Origin of the sequence: Endozoicomonas elysicola, from assembly GCF_000710775.1 — a bacterium.
In the GTDB taxonomy this organism is placed as follows: Bacteria; Pseudomonadota; Gammaproteobacteria; order Pseudomonadales; family Endozoicomonadaceae; genus Endozoicomonas; species Endozoicomonas elysicola.
In genome coordinates, this window is record NZ_JOJP01000001.1 from 972,414 (window position 1) to 987,235 (window position 14,822).

The 14,822-nt window shown below is 47.6% G+C and carries 12 protein-coding genes; 4 read left to right on the forward strand and 8 right to left on the reverse strand.

Annotation, left to right across the window (positions count from 1 at the left end; all coding sequences use genetic code 11):
• Positions 1–287: 287 nt before the first annotated feature.
• The 4 genes from GV64_RS04085 to GV64_RS04100 all read right to left on the reverse strand — a co-directional run bounded on the left by GV64_RS04085 (position 288) and on the right by GV64_RS04100 (position 5,995).
• Positions 288–1,292, reverse strand: a complete 1,005-nt coding sequence (locus tag GV64_RS04085) for a hypothetical protein (protein ID WP_152553913.1) — start codon at positions 1,290–1,292, stop codon at positions 288–290.
• A 247-nt stretch (positions 1,293–1,539) separates the two neighbouring features.
• Positions 1,540–2,538 carry a hypothetical protein gene (locus GV64_RS04090; RefSeq protein WP_020584191.1) on the reverse strand — a complete coding sequence of 333 codons (999 nt, stop codon included), beginning with the start codon at positions 2,536–2,538 and terminating at the stop codon, positions 1,540–1,542.
• A 24-nt stretch (positions 2,539–2,562) separates the two neighbouring features.
• Entirely contained in the window at positions 2,563–5,043 is a 2,481-nt protein-coding gene (locus GV64_RS04095) for a TcfC E-set like domain-containing protein (protein ID WP_160171763.1), read from the reverse strand.
• 382 nt (positions 5,044–5,425) lie between these two features.
• Positions 5,426–5,995 (reverse strand): hypothetical protein, encoded by a 570-nt coding sequence (locus tag GV64_RS04100; protein ID WP_020584189.1) that lies wholly within the window; start codon positions 5,993–5,995, stop codon positions 5,426–5,428.
• Between the two features lie 1,246 nt (positions 5,996–7,241).
• Here GV64_RS04100 and GV64_RS26060 point away from each other — a divergent pair.
• The gene (locus GV64_RS26060; protein ID WP_269078654.1) at positions 7,242–7,367 is read left to right on the forward strand and encodes a hypothetical protein; all 126 of its coding nucleotides are present in this window, start codon (positions 7,242–7,244) and stop codon (positions 7,365–7,367) included.
• A gap of 220 nt (positions 7,368–7,587) precedes the next feature.
• On the forward strand, positions 7,588–8,052 hold the full coding sequence (trmL, locus tag GV64_RS04110) for a tRNA (uridine(34)/cytosine(34)/5-carboxymethylaminomethyluridine(34)-2'-O)-methyltransferase TrmL (protein WP_026258509.1): 465 nt from the start codon (positions 7,588–7,590) through the stop codon (positions 8,050–8,052).
• A 100-nt stretch (positions 8,053–8,152) separates the two neighbouring features.
• Here the strand turns inward: trmL and secB are convergent, their stop codons facing one another.
• Together secB and GV64_RS04120 are read right to left on the reverse strand one after the other, a co-directional pair.
• Complete coding sequence (gene secB / locus GV64_RS04115) at positions 8,153–8,629, reverse strand: protein-export chaperone SecB (RefSeq protein ID WP_020584185.1); 477 nt, start codon at positions 8,627–8,629, stop codon at positions 8,153–8,155.
• Between the two features lie 85 nt (positions 8,630–8,714).
• Positions 8,715–9,131, reverse strand: a complete 417-nt coding sequence (locus GV64_RS04120) for a rhodanese-like domain-containing protein (RefSeq protein ID WP_020584184.1) — start codon at positions 9,129–9,131, stop codon at positions 8,715–8,717.
• A 446-nt stretch (positions 9,132–9,577) separates the two neighbouring features.
• On the opposite strand from GV64_RS04120, the gene gpmM reads away from it, so the two are divergent.
• Positions 9,578–11,110, forward strand: coding sequence for a 2,3-bisphosphoglycerate-independent phosphoglycerate mutase (gpmM, locus tag GV64_RS04125; protein ID WP_020584183.1), 1,533 nt, complete (start codon positions 9,578–9,580; stop codon positions 11,108–11,110).
• A gap of 108 nt (positions 11,111–11,218) precedes the next feature.
• On the opposite strand, the gene GV64_RS24625 is transcribed toward gpmM, so the two are convergent.
• Positions 11,219–12,151, reverse strand: coding sequence for a hypothetical protein (locus tag GV64_RS24625; protein ID WP_152553914.1), 933 nt, complete (start codon positions 12,149–12,151; stop codon positions 11,219–11,221).
• 1,083 nt (positions 12,152–13,234) lie between these two features.
• The gene (locus GV64_RS04135) at positions 13,235–13,795 is read right to left on the reverse strand and encodes a hypothetical protein (protein ID WP_020584181.1); all 561 of its coding nucleotides are present in this window, start codon (positions 13,793–13,795) and stop codon (positions 13,235–13,237) included.
• Between the two features lie 516 nt (positions 13,796–14,311).
• Between GV64_RS04135 and GV64_RS04140 the strand changes: the two genes are divergently transcribed.
• Entirely contained in the window at positions 14,312–14,806 is a 495-nt protein-coding gene (locus GV64_RS04140; protein WP_020584180.1) for a hypothetical protein, read from the forward strand.
• The last annotated feature ends 16 nt before the right edge of the window (positions 14,807–14,822 follow it).

Consider the following 14,822-nt stretch of genomic DNA (forward strand, 5'->3'; position numbering starts at 1 on the left):
TTGCCCTTCCTTAGTTTGTAAAAATCTCCTTGCCTGTGAGTACCATATATTCTTGGAACTAAAGATTAGTTTGGGTGTTGCCAAAGTCCCTTCAAACCTTCTGATGTATCACTGCGTATCAGTACGGCAAAGAAGCGTATTTGTACTATGATTTTGGTCGTTTTGCATCAGCGTTCTGATCTATTTGAGGTGGTTTGACACAAAATAAAAAACAGAACATATCGAGGGGGGTTTTGAGCGAGATTAGCCAGCGGTCTGAGCGATCTGTCTTAGAGGATTTGATGGCATCAGGAAGGCTCAACGGTTAGATAAAGCGTTCCCTTATATACCCCTGCCGGTTTTCCATTTATCCAGCTATCCAGTACGACAATCCTTACTTTCGTATTGGTACCACCATTGCAGTTTAACGAAGTACTGCTGTTTGTTGCATCCAGCCACTCGCCAGGGTCAACGGTGTTAAGATTGGATCCATTACTGGATAAACGAACTCTGTAGGGGATGCTGTCATTGCTATTGCTGAGCAGGAATGGTTCGGTTGACCCTGCACCACCGCTGGCTCTAATACGATAATCACCTCCACCGGAAACAAACACGCAGAACGGCTCTTCCTGTCGGTAGCGATTATTGCCACGGCCAGTCAGCACCATATCATCCAGCCCACTGATTTTGACCAGCGTTGGCAGGTTGACCGTGAAATTAACATCGGAATGGTAGCCGGTTGAGTCCTGGCCAATATCGACGGAAAAATTACCGCTGTAACTGCCGGGCAAGACACCCTGTAACTCGGAAGACAATAGCTCAAATCGAACCCATGCCTGGGAAAAGGGCTGCTCATCACAGGACGTGGCACCTTGTTGATCCGACGTCAGGTTGCCTGGGCCCGGTTCTTCCCAGATGGATGCACCGTTCACCGGAGCACCGCCTCGCCATTTAAAAGCAACGGGTAGAGTATTACTGCCGTTGCTTAAGACGAAATCATTGCCATCTCTGTCACCATCCACCTGAACATCGAATGGCAAACGACTCCAGGCGTTGACATTGCTGTTACCAGAGGGTTTTGTATAGGAAAGAATACAGTACTGCTGTTCGCCATAAATCACGGAACTGTTATTGATAATCTCTTCAGTCTGAATTGTGATTTCCTGGTTATCCATCCCAATAACGTCAGTGCAGCGTTCACTGTTACCGGAGAGAGAGGCACATTCCAATGCCGCCAGAGAAGGCGTTATCCACAAGGTGAAAACGATGAGGGGGAAACGTTTTAGAGCGATCGAGAAAACATCATACAACATAACCGATTACTGCCAGTGCCATCATTTAAGCTCACATTGGGGTAAAAGATGGCCAGGCCCTGTTTTATTATTCTTAGGTCTGATCGATGTTACCGATTTTATTGAGTTAGAAACCAGTAATACCCGATCAGGTTATTCTGTCTGACGCCAGTGTGAAGGATTTTTCCTCAAAAATCCAATAGATAAAACGACAATTGATTTACTGATACAGCTGGCCGTATTGCTGAATTATGAAAGCTGTTTCCCGTTAATCCGGTGTCACGGTAAGCGTCATCGTATCGCTGAAAGTGCCCGTTGTCTGGCTATTGCCATAGAGGTCGATGGTCAATTTCATATTCTCTGCGGTATGCCCATTACAGGTGTACTGGTGGCTGGGTTGCCAGCCGCTCTTGGTGCTGTGGTTATTCCCTTTGTAAGTCTCACGCAGCGAGGCTTTGTCTCTTACGGTCATTGAGTATCTCTGCTTACTGCTGCCATTAATGAGCCGAAAGTGATTCTTGGTACCTCCATTGCTTCTTGCCGATAACGAGAATGTCTCTGCACCAATAGCGAACACGCAGAATTGCTGCTCATTACTGTTGTTCAGGTTCATATCTTCCAGCCCGCTGATTTGAATAGCGGGTTCCAGTTGCAGCTTTACGGTGAATGGGATACTCCCTTGCAGTCCCGCCGTTGTATGAAAACCGTGGAGATAAAATTTTCCCTCAAAATCAACAGCGGTCGAGCCACTGTTAAGAATATCCGTTTTAGTCACGGTTACTTCCAGGCTGTACTGGTAGTCTCTGCATACGCATTTGTTGGGGATGGCGGGTAATAAGACCCGGGTATCTGGTTGAAACGGTGTGAGGCTGTTACTTTGATGGTTTCTCAGGGCAATGGTGACAGGAATTTCACCCCCAAGAACAAAATGTCCACTGGAATTGGTATCACCGGTCACGCTTATGGCCGCGTCTTCCATGTCCCGAGTATTACAGTTACTGGCAGAATCAGCCCCCTGATAGGCGATCAGGCAGAAGTTACCGGTTGATTCACCCGGTAGGGTGATGTTGTCGTCAATGACCGTCCAGGTTGATTCATAACTGGTGCACAGGCTTTTGATCTTGACGCCTCGACTATTACTGCCATTTTCCTGGAAATTACCGGAGCAGCTGGATAAGTCTGCATAGGCTACCGACGATATCAGCGGGAAAATAAACAGGAAACTTAAAAGACGCGTAAACCAGACACTGTGAAAAGCAAAATCCATTCTACATACTGCTTGATTGTTAGATTATTGGTCGACATCATCCCGCTTGGTAATTGCCAGCTGGCCTTCCAACAGCGGCGCACACTGGGCATCAGCAAGATCAATCGAGCCCATCTGTAAAACATAACCGGCATCCAGTGGTTTCACGGGCAGCTGGCAGAGCCAGCCGTTGTCCAGTTCAACCTGCAGGTTGCCCACATCGGAGCGGGTTTCCAGCTGGAACATGCCGATATCGTCGGTGCTGCCGGGGTAGAGGCCACCGTTAATGCGGGCGCCTTCCAGCGGTTCACCATTAAACAGCAGACGTCCAAACAACAGCTGCAGAGGGATGGCTTCGTAATCCAGCGTCACCACATTGCCCGGGTAGAGGGTGACGGTCTTTTCCCGCTCATCAAAACTGTACAGGGTTTCACCCGCAGGGCTCAGGCTGACTCGATACTGCTCATAAGGCGACAGGGCAATAATCGAAGGCGAGCCAGCAATGGCATAACCACGGCGCTGGCCGTTTACCTTGACGTCGAATACATCACCAGGGCGACCGTCCAGATTCACCACCAGAGCGCTTTCTGCTCGCTCTTCACCGCCCAGGGCGAACACATCACCGTCAGTCAGGAAGCTGGTGCTCATGCTGCCACCCCAGGAGGTGGTATTGCTGGTATCACCACGGGTATGGCTGGCACTGAAACTGGCCCGGCCATAACGGTTAGCGTACTGCACGCTGCCATCCATCCGATCATCGCCGGTTCCGCCTTCAATGCCCGCATCAAAACGGAGGTCGCCGTCCAGCAGATCACCATCATCCCATGAAGCTGAAAGGCGGAGCCGTTCAGAGCTGTCCGTGACACCATCCCGTTTGGAGACTTCGGCCCGTGGCGTAGCTCGGAAGTTCCAGCGGTCTTCCCGGTAACGGAAGCTGAAGCTGACCAGACCAATCTCGGTGTCTCCGGATTTGCTCAAGCTCAGGGTGATATCGCCATCGTAGTCAAAGGTGCGGAACAGGGTGCGGCGATAGTCCAGGCTGTGAGTGCGGGTTGGGTCCTGCTCTTCATTATTGTCGTCATAGCTCTGGTTCAGGCTGTAACGATAGCCCAGGCTGCCATCGAACACGGGCATGGAGGCAGAAACGGAGTGTTGCTCAAAGGCGTTACCAAACAGACCAGGAATTTCTTCACCATCTTCATTTACGTCATTATCAATGGGTTCATCGTGCCATAAACGACGGTAGTTACCTGACAGGGAAAGGTCACCCAGGGTCAACCGGCTGTTGACCGTAAAACCCTTGCTGCCATTATCCGCCAGCATCAGTGATGGGGAGATTTCATAACGGTAGCCAAAGTGGTACAGACCGAATTCCATCAGGGCATCGTCATTATTGATAGCGACCGCGCCTGTTGCAGCGAGGGTATCAAACACCCGGCGGCTGGCACCGGCACGGGTCAGCCACTGCTCGGTAAGCTCTGGCAGGGCTTTATCCGCTTCACGGTTTACTACCCGACCGGTTTCGGCAAAGAACAGCCATTCACCGATGGGGGGAATCTGGCTCTGCTTGGCAAAGAAGCGGGTTTCGGTGGAGATCAGATTGCCGCTCTCATCCAGAATACGGATCTCAATATCGTAAGCGCCACTGGGGAAGCTGGTGGTATCCAGCTGCTGGGAGCCTGCCTCGAAGAATGCGCTGTCGATCAGGCGGTCATCCTTACGCACTTCCACCCGGCCACGGGTAGGCAGGAAAATTTCCACCGGCATACCGCCGGAGAAGTCCAGGTCTTCCCGGGTATTGTCGGAGCTGTTGATCCGCAGGCCAATCATGGGCTGGTCAGAAGTCAGGTTAAGGCCAAAGCCGCTGGTGGATAACAGGCCGCCATTGTATTCCAGCCCTTCAAAGTCCCGCTGGCCGTAGAACTGGTTGACGGAGAAATGGTTGGTATCGGAATAGTCCCAGCTCCAGTACAGGCTGTTCTCTTCCCAGGCGGCCATGGTCAGGCCATTCAGTGTGTAACTGTTATCGCTGCCCTCGGCGGTGGAGCCGGAAACCGCCGCAGAGAAGTTCTGCATCAGGGCAAAACCCGCATCAGAAGGCGGCAGGTATTTGCGCACATCCGCAGCGCGGGTCAGCATAAAACGACGGTTGATGAAGATATCCACTCGGAAGCGGGACTCGTCAAAGATGACACCGGCCACTGGCGTTTCCAGAATGCCACAGTTTTGTGAATTATCCGTCAGACAGACCAGATTCGCATGGCTGTTCAGTTCGCCGGTCAGGGTGCTGACAATCAGGGTTGGGTCATTCAGGTTGCCAATCTGGCGGACCAGTTCAGCGGGGTTGGGCAGCTCAATAATGCCGGGGCTGAACGAGGCCAGCTGGGAGCCGATATAGCGGTTGCCGAAGTAGATATCCACCAGGGATTGCTGGGTACCGCTGAGTTCTTCAAAACCGGCGGGTGGGTTGGTGGCGGCGAGAAAAATGGGAGCGTCAGCGTGCGCCATGTGACTGAAAGTGGACATGGAAAATGCAAAAAGCATTGAGATGATGCACTTCCAACGACGCATAATAACTGAATCTTATCCTGGGTGTTTAACCACGGAGCTCACAAAGCTCACTGAGTTTTATTGGATTTCCACTTTGGGTCGAGGCTGTTGGTTTTTGTTTGCACCACAAAGGCACAGAGACACAAAGTTTTTTGATTTCCTCAATTTATGAGGAGGCTTTTTTCCTATTCCCATATTCAGCATGGGAATGTTTTGTTCGTAGGTCGGTAACCGCTGGGCGGTTGCCGACATTTGGTTCAGATTGTATTGATCGTTTTTGTCGGCTTGCAAGCGAACCGACCTGCCTAGCTTGAGGAAAGTTTGGTATTAACTCCCACGGAAGACCGTGGGAACGAGGTCAAATGGCACTTACTACAAGAGTAACTTCGTCTGTATAAGTACCAGTTGTTGAAACAACATTTGAAAGTGTGACAGTTACATCAATTTTCTGGAAATCACCCCCAACAGCACAAACCTCATCAATTACGCCCCCAGTGTTATTAGGCTCGGTTCCTGAAGCGACGTTGAAGTTAATGGGGGAAGCTTGGTTATTAGCTAAATAATCAGTCCCCCACGTAGAGGATATTGAGCTTCCAGATTCTTTTACGGTAACTGTGTAGTCGGCGCCTTTTGTACCATTATCTTTCAATTGGAAGTCAGTGTTTGTAGTGTTTAACAAAAACTGCGCTCTAGCAGTACTACTAAATACACAAGCATTTATTGTTTGAGAAGTTGCACCTGCTGAAGTAAATGGCAAGTCTCTCATGCCCCAGATAGCTACTTTTCCTGGGATGTTGAGGTTTATGTCAAATTTACCGGTAGAGGTTGTTTCTGTTAGATCACCATCTACTGCAGCCATCGCTCCAACAGAACCCAGCAAACCTGCAGAAACCGCCGTCGCCAGTGCCAGTGTTTTTAATGTTTTCATTCTTTTGCCCCCATGCAGTGGTTAACTGCCGTTTGCCTGTGGTTACGTTCTTATCCGATGTCGTCTGGTTGGTGAATGGGGAAAAGGAAACAGTTAAGGGTGAAGAGTGAATGGTGAGGAGCCTGTCGAAGCACAGTCTGCCCTGCTGCGGTGTCAGTAAATCGGTCTAAACAGTCGCTTTTACTCGTTGAATAGCCCTGCTATTCGCCTCACAAAACCAACTGTTTATCCTCAATTTTCTGACCCCTCGCGACGGGCGCTATACTCCGACAGTCTCCTGTAGGGGCAGCCCCGCTTGTTACGCTTAACCATTCACTATTTACAGTTAACGATTCGTACTTTCCACAAATCCAGTCACAAACCTGTTCAAGTCAACACCGGATAATGGTTGTTTTGTGACCAAAGCCTTCTGCTGTATGACTTTCAGCCAGATTGTAAGCATTTGGTCAGCCATTATATTGAACCTTGATTCTTCAACATCTCGGAATAATACTCAAGCTTTTTGTGATATGCGTCACAATAAAAATTGCTGTCTTTCGGTTTTTGCGGATGTGATATGTATGAGCATTTATGTTTGGCCGAAAATGTCAGTTTTGTGCTCGCACAATGTCTATCAATACCTACCATTTGATGATGTTTCGCTATCGCTTTTTCACACCTGAAACTATTGCTTATTTCGATCCGGTGTTTGGATAAATGTATTATGCAGTGGTCACCTGAATGGTTTCTGAATGATCAACCGCTCCACGCTTTATTATCACTATTCCCTATCACAAAAATGTCATCGCTTTTTCTTGAACCACCAACGCCCATGATGACTTCGTTACCCTCTGCCGCGAAAGACAATGGCCACGGAGGCACGGAGAAAAGAAAAGCGTTTCCTTTGTGTCACCGTGCCTCCGTGGCGAAATCTTTCATGCCCGAGGGTGACTAATCATCGTCATGAGCCTATGAGGTCATTTTCTTTCACGACAAAGCGTGCAATGCTCGCAACGTGTTTTGGTTATTGGTTTGCTGTGACCAGGTACAGACGTGGAAACTATTTTCTTGTTTTTGGTTTTCACTGGAGCCTGACAACAACAGCATAAAAAACGCTGTGTACTTTGGGTTCTTTGTGGTTAAAACACTGATTAACCGTTGACTCCCCATAAATAGCCACTGGCTCCATCCGGCTTGCAGGCCAGATTCATAAACTATTCTTAAAAGACACCTCTTTGTATGACTTCCCGATTTGAGGCTTTTGACAATGGATCTGTCTCCTTACGACCATAACCGCAATGACAGTAAACTGTTCCGCTACGGCTGCGGCGGTAATCTTCTCGCCTTGTTTTTGACGCTGGTGATGATTTTCGGCTTTACCCAGGCTGGCTGATATTACAAGCCTTTGAACCACAGAGATCACGAAGATCACAGAGAAAAGAATTTGCAGGCTTTTCTCCGAAAGCTGGAGCTTCACCCCTATTCTCATTCACGCAAGAAAGAAAAAACTTTGTGTGCTCTGTGATCTTTGTGGTTCAAAGCTTGTGATCTCTGTAGTTCCACCCCCTCCAGATGCTCTATGATTGACGCTCTGTCATCTGTTGGATCTGCCCATGCTTGATGTTGTTCTCTACCAGCCGGAAATCCCACCCAATACGGGCAATATCATTCGCCTCTGTGCCAATACCGGCTTTCGTCTGCACCTGATAGAACCCCTGGGCTTTGAGCTGGACGATCAGCGGCTGAAGCGGGCCGGGCTGGATTACCATGAGTTTGCCGAGCTGCAAATTCATTCAGATTATCAGCGCTTTGTTGAGACGGTTAAGCCTGGACGGGTGCTGGCACTGAGCACCAAGGGCACCAGCAACTACAGCTGCTGCGAGTTTCGTGAAGGTGATGCCTTGATGTTTGGCCCGGAGACTCGTGGTTTGCCTGCGGACATTCTGGAATCGCTGCCAAAAGACCAAGTGCTGAGATTACCCATGCTCCCGGACAGCCGGAGCCTGAATTTGTCGAATACCGTGGCGGTGATGGTTTATGAAGCCTGGCGGCAGATGGGGTTTGTTGGAGGACGTTAGATTTTTAGATCGTTTCCCGTTTCCCGTTTCCCGTTTCCCGCAACAGCACAGGTGGTCTGGCTTTTTCGGGCATCGGTCAGCGGGAAACGGGTCGCGTTTATCAGTTAACGGCTTCTGGCTGCTGCTGAGCGGATTGCTGTTCGCGAGCCTGCATGTACAGCGCGTCGAAGTTCACTGGCGCCAGCATCAGCGGAGGGAAGCTGCCGCGCAGTACCAGGTTGTCAATCGCTTCGCGGGCGTATGGGAACAGGATGTTCGGGCAGAAAGCACCCAGGGTACGGTGCAGTTCTTCTTCGTCCAGACCTTTGGCCAGGAAGACACCTGCCTGATGTACTTCAGTGACGAAAGCGGTCTCTTTGCTGCCTTCAGGACCGTTTTCCACAGTTACTGTCAGAGACAGAACCACTTCGTACAGGCCTTCTTCCAGCGGACGGTTGCTGGTGCTCAGGTCCAGTTTGACTTCTGGCTGCCACTGCTTCTGAAAGATCTCAGGTGCCTTTGGTGATTCAAAGGAGATATCTTTCATGTAGATTCGCTGCAACGCAAACTGCGGTGCTTGCTGCTGATTATCAGCCATTGTCATTTCCTTACTTTTGATGGTCTAAGCGATAAAAGCGAATAACGCATTTTGGTAACGATCGTACAGATTGTCCAGCCAGAGCCTATTTCTTGACCACTGGCAGGCTGTCAGACGTCCAGGTAGACATTCCACCCTGCAGTCTGACCACGTTGGCAAAACCTTCAGTTTTCAGGGTTTTTCCGACACTGCCACTGTGCTGACCCATGGCGTCGACCACAATGATGGTCTTTTCACGGTATTTTTCCAGTTCACCAGCACGTTCCTTCATTTTTGCATAAGGAATGTTGATGGCATTCACGATATGACCTTTGGAAAAGTCTGCCTTTTCCCGAACATCGATCACCACGCCCTGGTCCTGGTTGACCATCTGGGTAAGCTGGGCGGTGGAAACACTCTGCCCACCCTTACGCATTTCAGTGAAGGCCAGTGCGCTGGCCAGCGCCACCAGTGCACCAACGTGCAGGGGGTGGTTTATTACAAACTCTATGAATTGTTCCATGCGGACAAGCTGTCAATCTATAAATTGAAAGGAGGCAAGTATACTTATCCCACTTCAGGAAAGTAAGGGATGAAGCTTCTGAAAGATGATATGGCTGAATGTTTGTTGTGTGCGAGCGTACAAAAACGTCAAAAGAACCTAAAATAATCCTATAAAGGCTGAGTAACCGGAAAAGCTCAGCAAATTGCAGAGATTTCCACAGGGTATCGCCTGTTGACGCCTTCTTGTGTGATAGTTTGCGCGGCTCAAAGAACAGCAGGCAATTCACTGGAAACCGGCTGTAAAGCAGGTAGAATGCGAACCATTCTACTCACAGCGAGGTTGGTTCAAGAGGTCGTTTGCGCAGGCTGTATAAGAAAAAGCATGTTTTTCTCAGCCCTATTATCGGACAAGCTCCCAGGCGCAACCTTTTCATCTTCCTCCATGTTCGCCAAGGTTAAGAGCCCATGACTGATAAGCGCACACCTACCGCCCTGATCATCCTTGATGGTTATGGTTATCGTGAAGAAAAAGACAGCAACGCCATTCTGGCCGCCAAAACACCCGTAATGGATCGTCTCTGGAAAGAGAATCCACACAGCTTCGTTTCCGGCTCGGGAATGGATGTTGGTCTGCCGGATGGTCAGATGGGTAACAGTGAAGTTGGCCATATGAACCTGGGTGCCGGTCGAGTTGTGTACCAGGAACTGACCCGCATCACCAAAGCGATCAAAGATGGTGACTTCTACGAAAACGAAGTCATTACCGGCGTTGTGGATAAAGCCATCAAGGCCAGTAAAGCCGTTCATATCATGGGTCTGGTTTCTCCAGGCGGTGTCCACAGCCATGAAGACCATATTCATGCCATGGTAGAACTGGCTGCCCGTCGTGGCGCCAAAGAAGTGTACGTTCACGCCTTTCTGGATGGTCGTGATACCCCTCCTCGCAGCGCTGAATCTTCCCTGGAAAAACTGGATGCCCTGCTGAAAGAGAAAGGCATTGGCCGCGTTGCCAGTCTGATTGGTCGTTATTACGCCATGGACCGCGATAACCGCTGGGATCGTGTGCAGCAGGCTTATGATCTGATTACCGATGGCAAGGCTGAGTTCTCGGCTGCCAATGCTGTAGAAGGCTTGAAGGCTGCTTATGAACGTGACGAAAACGATGAGTTTGTAAAAGCGACCATAACCGGTGATCAGGCGGCTCGTCTGAATGATGGCGATGCACTGGTCTTTATGAACTTCCGTGCTGACCGAGCCCGCGAAATTACCCGTGCGTTTGTCGACCACGACTTTGATGGCTTTGCACGCAGCCGTGTCGCTGACCTGGCCGGCTTCGTGATGTTGACTCAGTACTCTGCCGATATTCATGCGCCTTGTGCATTCCCGCCAAGCGAGCTGGTGAACACACTGGGTGAATACATGGAGAAAATGGGTAAAACCCAGCTCCGTATTGCTGAAACCGAGAAGTATGCTCACGTAACCTTCTTCTTCAGTGGCGGCCGTGAAGAGCCGTTTGAAGGAGAAAAGCGTGTTCTGGTCGCCTCTCCAAAAGTGGCAACCTACGACCTGCAGCCAGAAATGAGTGCGCCTGAAGTCACGGATCGTTTGGTTCAGGAGATTCGCAGCGGCGAGCATGACCTGATCATCTGTAACTACGCAAACTGCGATATGGTTGGCCACACCGGTGACTTTGATGCTGCAGTCAAGGCTGTTCAGGCAGTAGACGAAAGTATTGGCCGTGTTGTTGCTGCCCTGGATGAAGTGGGTGGCCAGTGCCTGATCACGGCTGACCACGGTAATGCTGAGCAGATGGAAGATCCGAGCACTGGTCAGGCGCACACAGCGCACACCTGTGAACTGGTTCCCCTGATTTATGCTGGCCCTCAGGCCCTTCAGCTGAAGGATGGTATCCTGTCTGATCTGGCTCCAACCCTGCTGGACCTGATGAGTGTTGAACAGCCTGCTGAGATGTCTGGAAAGTCTCTGCTGGTCAAGTAAGTTCTTCTCTATCTCCTCAGTTGTGGATAAGTGCGGTTTTACACTTATCCACAACGCCCCAGGTGTTTAATTAAAAAAGGTGTTTAATTAAAAAGATACCTTTCTTTATCAACTTTCTTCTTCATCGAATACATCTTCCATTTCTGGACGGGATCCTGGTTTTCCTGCTTGCTCAATATCCGATTGATTCCCTGATGCTGCTGACGTTTGCTCCAGGGTTTCTGTTCCAGAATCGGTACCTGTGATTATCGTTGGTGAATTGCTTCTGGGGCTATTTGAAGCTTCAGGTGTGCGGGCAGAATCAGAAGTGGGTGTATGAGGTTCCACTCTTTTCAGAAAGTTGTTCTGCTTCAGATAAGCCAGCATTTGTATATTGGGGACATTATCTGGGTGTTTCAGGAGTGACTTCAGGAAAAACAGGCCTTGTTCTTCCGGCGCTTTTTTTGAGAGTTCTTTAAAATCCACTCCTTGTAGATGATCCTGTTTTTTGGCTATTGCATTCAATATTGTATCAACGTCGCTCTTGCGGCTAGTCCACTGCTCAATCAGATGTTTCTGATCAAAACATTGCAGTGGGTTTTCTCCCCGGATAACCATCAACTCTTTTATTTCTTTAAAGGCTGGATTAGTTGTCGGTACCATATGGAGAAGCCTTTCAATACCTGTAGGGCCTGATCGAGCACCTTGCGATTGTCCCGCTGCCCCCATCAAGTTTGAAATGGTTGTCCCCATCATCAGCGGAGCTACCAGGTTACCAAATAAATGTCCAAGGCCTCCTGAGCCTGCCATGGGACCATTGCCATTGTGGCATGGGGCATGATTGTCTGTTGTTGGTGGAAAGCTGATTCTGCATCCTTCATCAACAAAGGAAAGAGTTGGTCGATTTGGGGTTGACTGAGTATGAGTGTCTCCTGTTTGTTGCTGCTGAGGCTGAGGCTGAGGCTGAGTGCGAGGTTCAACGAACTGTTGCATAGGTATTTGTGTTGGAATAAAAGCTTGTTGTTGAGAGCTTGGAAAATTACCAGCGGGTTGTTGAAACATGTTTGAATTTGCAGGGGCGAAAGCTTGGGATGGATGGGGGGGATAGGAAGGAGGAGGAAAAGGAAGACCGCCTTGAGATGGCATGAAAGGCTGGTGATGAATGGATGGTCTTGGCGGGTTATCTAAGGGCATGCTGTGGACATGAGGCTGTTCTGGTCTGATGGAGTTTTGGCGTGGGAGTAAAGCCAGAAATTGGCTTAAGTTATCAGATACAAATTCACTTGGAATATTAATATTGATGTTTACACCAGTCTCTGAAGAATTGTGCTCAGTTACTCTGATTCGAGGTGAAGTTACTTGCAGAATTTCTGCCGCTCTATTGATAATTCTTTGGCTTGCATTATTGCGTTCTTCAGGGGTTAAACGGAGGTTGTCTAGTTGATGTCTGATTGACCATATACATTGTCTGCTGGATCCCTCGATACAGTCTAGCTGCTCTGCTGTGTAGGGGCCAAAAGATGCCGACGTTCTCTCTGGTCCTGTGGGAGGTAAGCTAGGCTCTCCATAAGTGCTGGGCATTGAAAGGGGTGGTTGGGAGTTTTGGAGTTGAGGAGAGGACATTGAGTAATATTCCTTAAATTAACTTTGAAGAAAAAACAGTTCATGACTCTGTTTTAACGATTCATGATAGATGAATATTGGTTATTTAATTTGTAAAATTGAAAAAGGTTTTTTAATCGATAATAATTTTTAATCTATTTTGAATTAGTAAACGAAATAAGATGCTGTTTGATATGTCAAGAATTTACTATTGATCATCTTGATTTTAGATTTTGTTGTGTAATTATTTATGCATCCTGTTTCTTTGCTTAGAAGAAAAATATCAAAGAATCCCTTAGGTAATAAATGCTGTGTTTGGATTAATGACAGACGGCTGTTGATGCATAGTTAATACTCATACGTATCTAGATGATGTTATATGTATGTTTATATGCAGAAATGCATATTCTAGTCCCATTTTATTGATAACGGATTTATTATCTGAAGATAAACGATGTGTACGCTTATCTTCAGAAGTTGTAGTTATTGGATAATACAAGTTTAACGCAACACTGTTTACTTGCACGCTACCTTGGCTCGCTTTTACCTGCCCGATGAAGGAAAAGTGTTTTGTGGAGCTGGAATAAAGTGAGTGCTGGCGTACGTTGTTACAACTTGCCCTTGTCCTTGCTGTCCTAGTGGTGGTGTGCTTGTGGGCGTCCATGGCGGAGATGGAAGCGGAGCCAATGTATTGAACTGCGGATTAGGAACCACAGGGAAAGAAGCATAACAGTATGTGTGTACTGGTGTCGGTAATTGTTGATAGAAATCGGCATAATATTGCTTTGCCTCTTCTGGGGTGAGATCAACCTGGACAGTTTCTTGGCAAACCGTTTTTGTGTGTGTTACACGAACGTTTCCTGGCTGGCTGGTTGGCACTGCCTGAAAAGCCCTCTGCTCAATTGACGGGAATGAATTTGATCCACCATACTCACCTGTAGCAGGTGTTACAGGTATATAGTTACCATTCACGGGGTATCCGGTTATTCTTCCGGGCTGATTAGGATTGGCCACATGATTTGGTGATGCCTGATTTGAAGGTGGCGGTGTTTGAAAAGCATTTCCATAAATAGGGCTCGGAGCACCAATAATTTGGTTTGACATCTCAGATCTACCTTTGAATCTATTTTAGAGTAATTCCAATCTCGAAATTTTCACAAAATATCATAATAGATGATTATTGATTTTTAGCTTTTATTTTTGTTTTAAAAAGTACTGTTCTGCCATTATAAATAGTATTTGATGTTGATATATCGTACATGTTTTTTATTTTATGGGTAAGCGAGTTTGGAAATTTTCTACATTTTGGAATGTTAAGATCTGTATATAGGAATTGGTCTGAGTTATTGTTTTTTTAAAAGTAATGGATTGTATTTGTTTTGAGCTTGAACAGGGTTTTGTCCAGGGTGTTCAATTTAAACGGTGTTATTGGTTCGATTTTTTTTGATGCTTGGTGGTAAATAAATAATTTTTATCAGTGGTTGGTTGGAATTATATTTATATAATAAAAACAGAAAGTTAGTTTGTTTTTGGTGGTTATAGGTAGGACTAAAGTATAATTTAAATCGTATTCATTATTTCATATCTTAGCGAAAATTGGTCTGAATAGGAGTACAGGCTATGTTTAGCAGAGCTGATGGAGCAGTTCATTCACAGGTCCAAAGGCCTCCTCAAACAACAGTCAGGAGGAGTGGCAGGAAAAACCTTTGGCATAAATTGGTCAAAGCATTTAATAGGAAAGTTGAGGAAGTTGATACTTCAAGATTTACTCAATCACAGGCCACGACCATTAATGCTAAGGATCTTTCCAGTCGTAAAGTGCTTTGGTTGAAGTTGAAGTATAATCTTAAACTTTACACATGCCGCATTAGATTAGCGCTTCATCTTCATTTTGGTAGCGAAAGCCGGGTAGAGTTAAAAAAATCCAGAGATATATCAAAAGCGCAATTGGAGGCTTTGAAGTGCAAGGATAGCCGGCAGAGTGAAACTGAAAAACTTCAAGAGGCTATAGAAGATGGACAACCTGGAGATGTTATTCGAAGTGTGGCTAATATAGGAAGGGCTGCTATTGGGGAAGGAGGCAACAGGGTGCGGGAATGGTGGCTTAAAATATAAATTACCGTTTACTATC

Excerpts from the sequence above, each read along its gene's own strand:
- GV64_RS04085 (WP_152553913.1), bottom strand. The coding sequence starts at position 1,292 with ATGTTGTATGATGTTTTCTCGATCGCTCTAAAACGTTTCCCCCTCATC.
- GV64_RS04090 (WP_020584191.1), bottom strand. The coding sequence starts at position 2,538 with ATGGATTTTGCTTTTCACAGTGTCTGGTTTACGCGTCTTTTAAGTTTC.
- GV64_RS04095 (WP_160171763.1), bottom strand. The coding sequence starts at position 5,043 with ATGTCCACTTTCAGTCACATGGCGCACGCTGACGCTCCCATTTTTCTC.
- GV64_RS04100 (WP_020584189.1), bottom strand. The coding sequence starts at position 5,995 with ATGAAAACATTAAAAACACTGGCACTGGCGACGGCGGTTTCTGCAGGT.
- GV64_RS26060 (WP_269078654.1), top strand. The coding sequence starts at position 7,242 with ATGGATCTGTCTCCTTACGACCATAACCGCAATGACAGTAAACTGTTC.
- trmL (WP_026258509.1), top strand. The coding sequence starts at position 7,588 with ATGCTTGATGTTGTTCTCTACCAGCCGGAAATCCCACCCAATACGGGC.
- secB (WP_020584185.1), bottom strand. The coding sequence starts at position 8,629 with ATGGCTGATAATCAGCAGCAAGCACCGCAGTTTGCGTTGCAGCGAATC.
- GV64_RS04120 (WP_020584184.1), bottom strand. The coding sequence starts at position 9,131 with ATGGAACAATTCATAGAGTTTGTAATAAACCACCCCCTGCACGTTGGT.
- gpmM (WP_020584183.1), top strand. The coding sequence starts at position 9,578 with ATGACTGATAAGCGCACACCTACCGCCCTGATCATCCTTGATGGTTAT.
- GV64_RS24625 (WP_152553914.1), bottom strand. The coding sequence starts at position 12,151 with ATGTTTCAACAACCCGCTGGTAATTTTCCAAGCTCTCAACAACAAGCT.
- GV64_RS04135 (WP_020584181.1), bottom strand. The coding sequence starts at position 13,795 with ATGTCAAACCAAATTATTGGTGCTCCGAGCCCTATTTATGGAAATGCT.
- GV64_RS04140 (WP_020584180.1), top strand. The coding sequence starts at position 14,312 with ATGTTTAGCAGAGCTGATGGAGCAGTTCATTCACAGGTCCAAAGGCCT.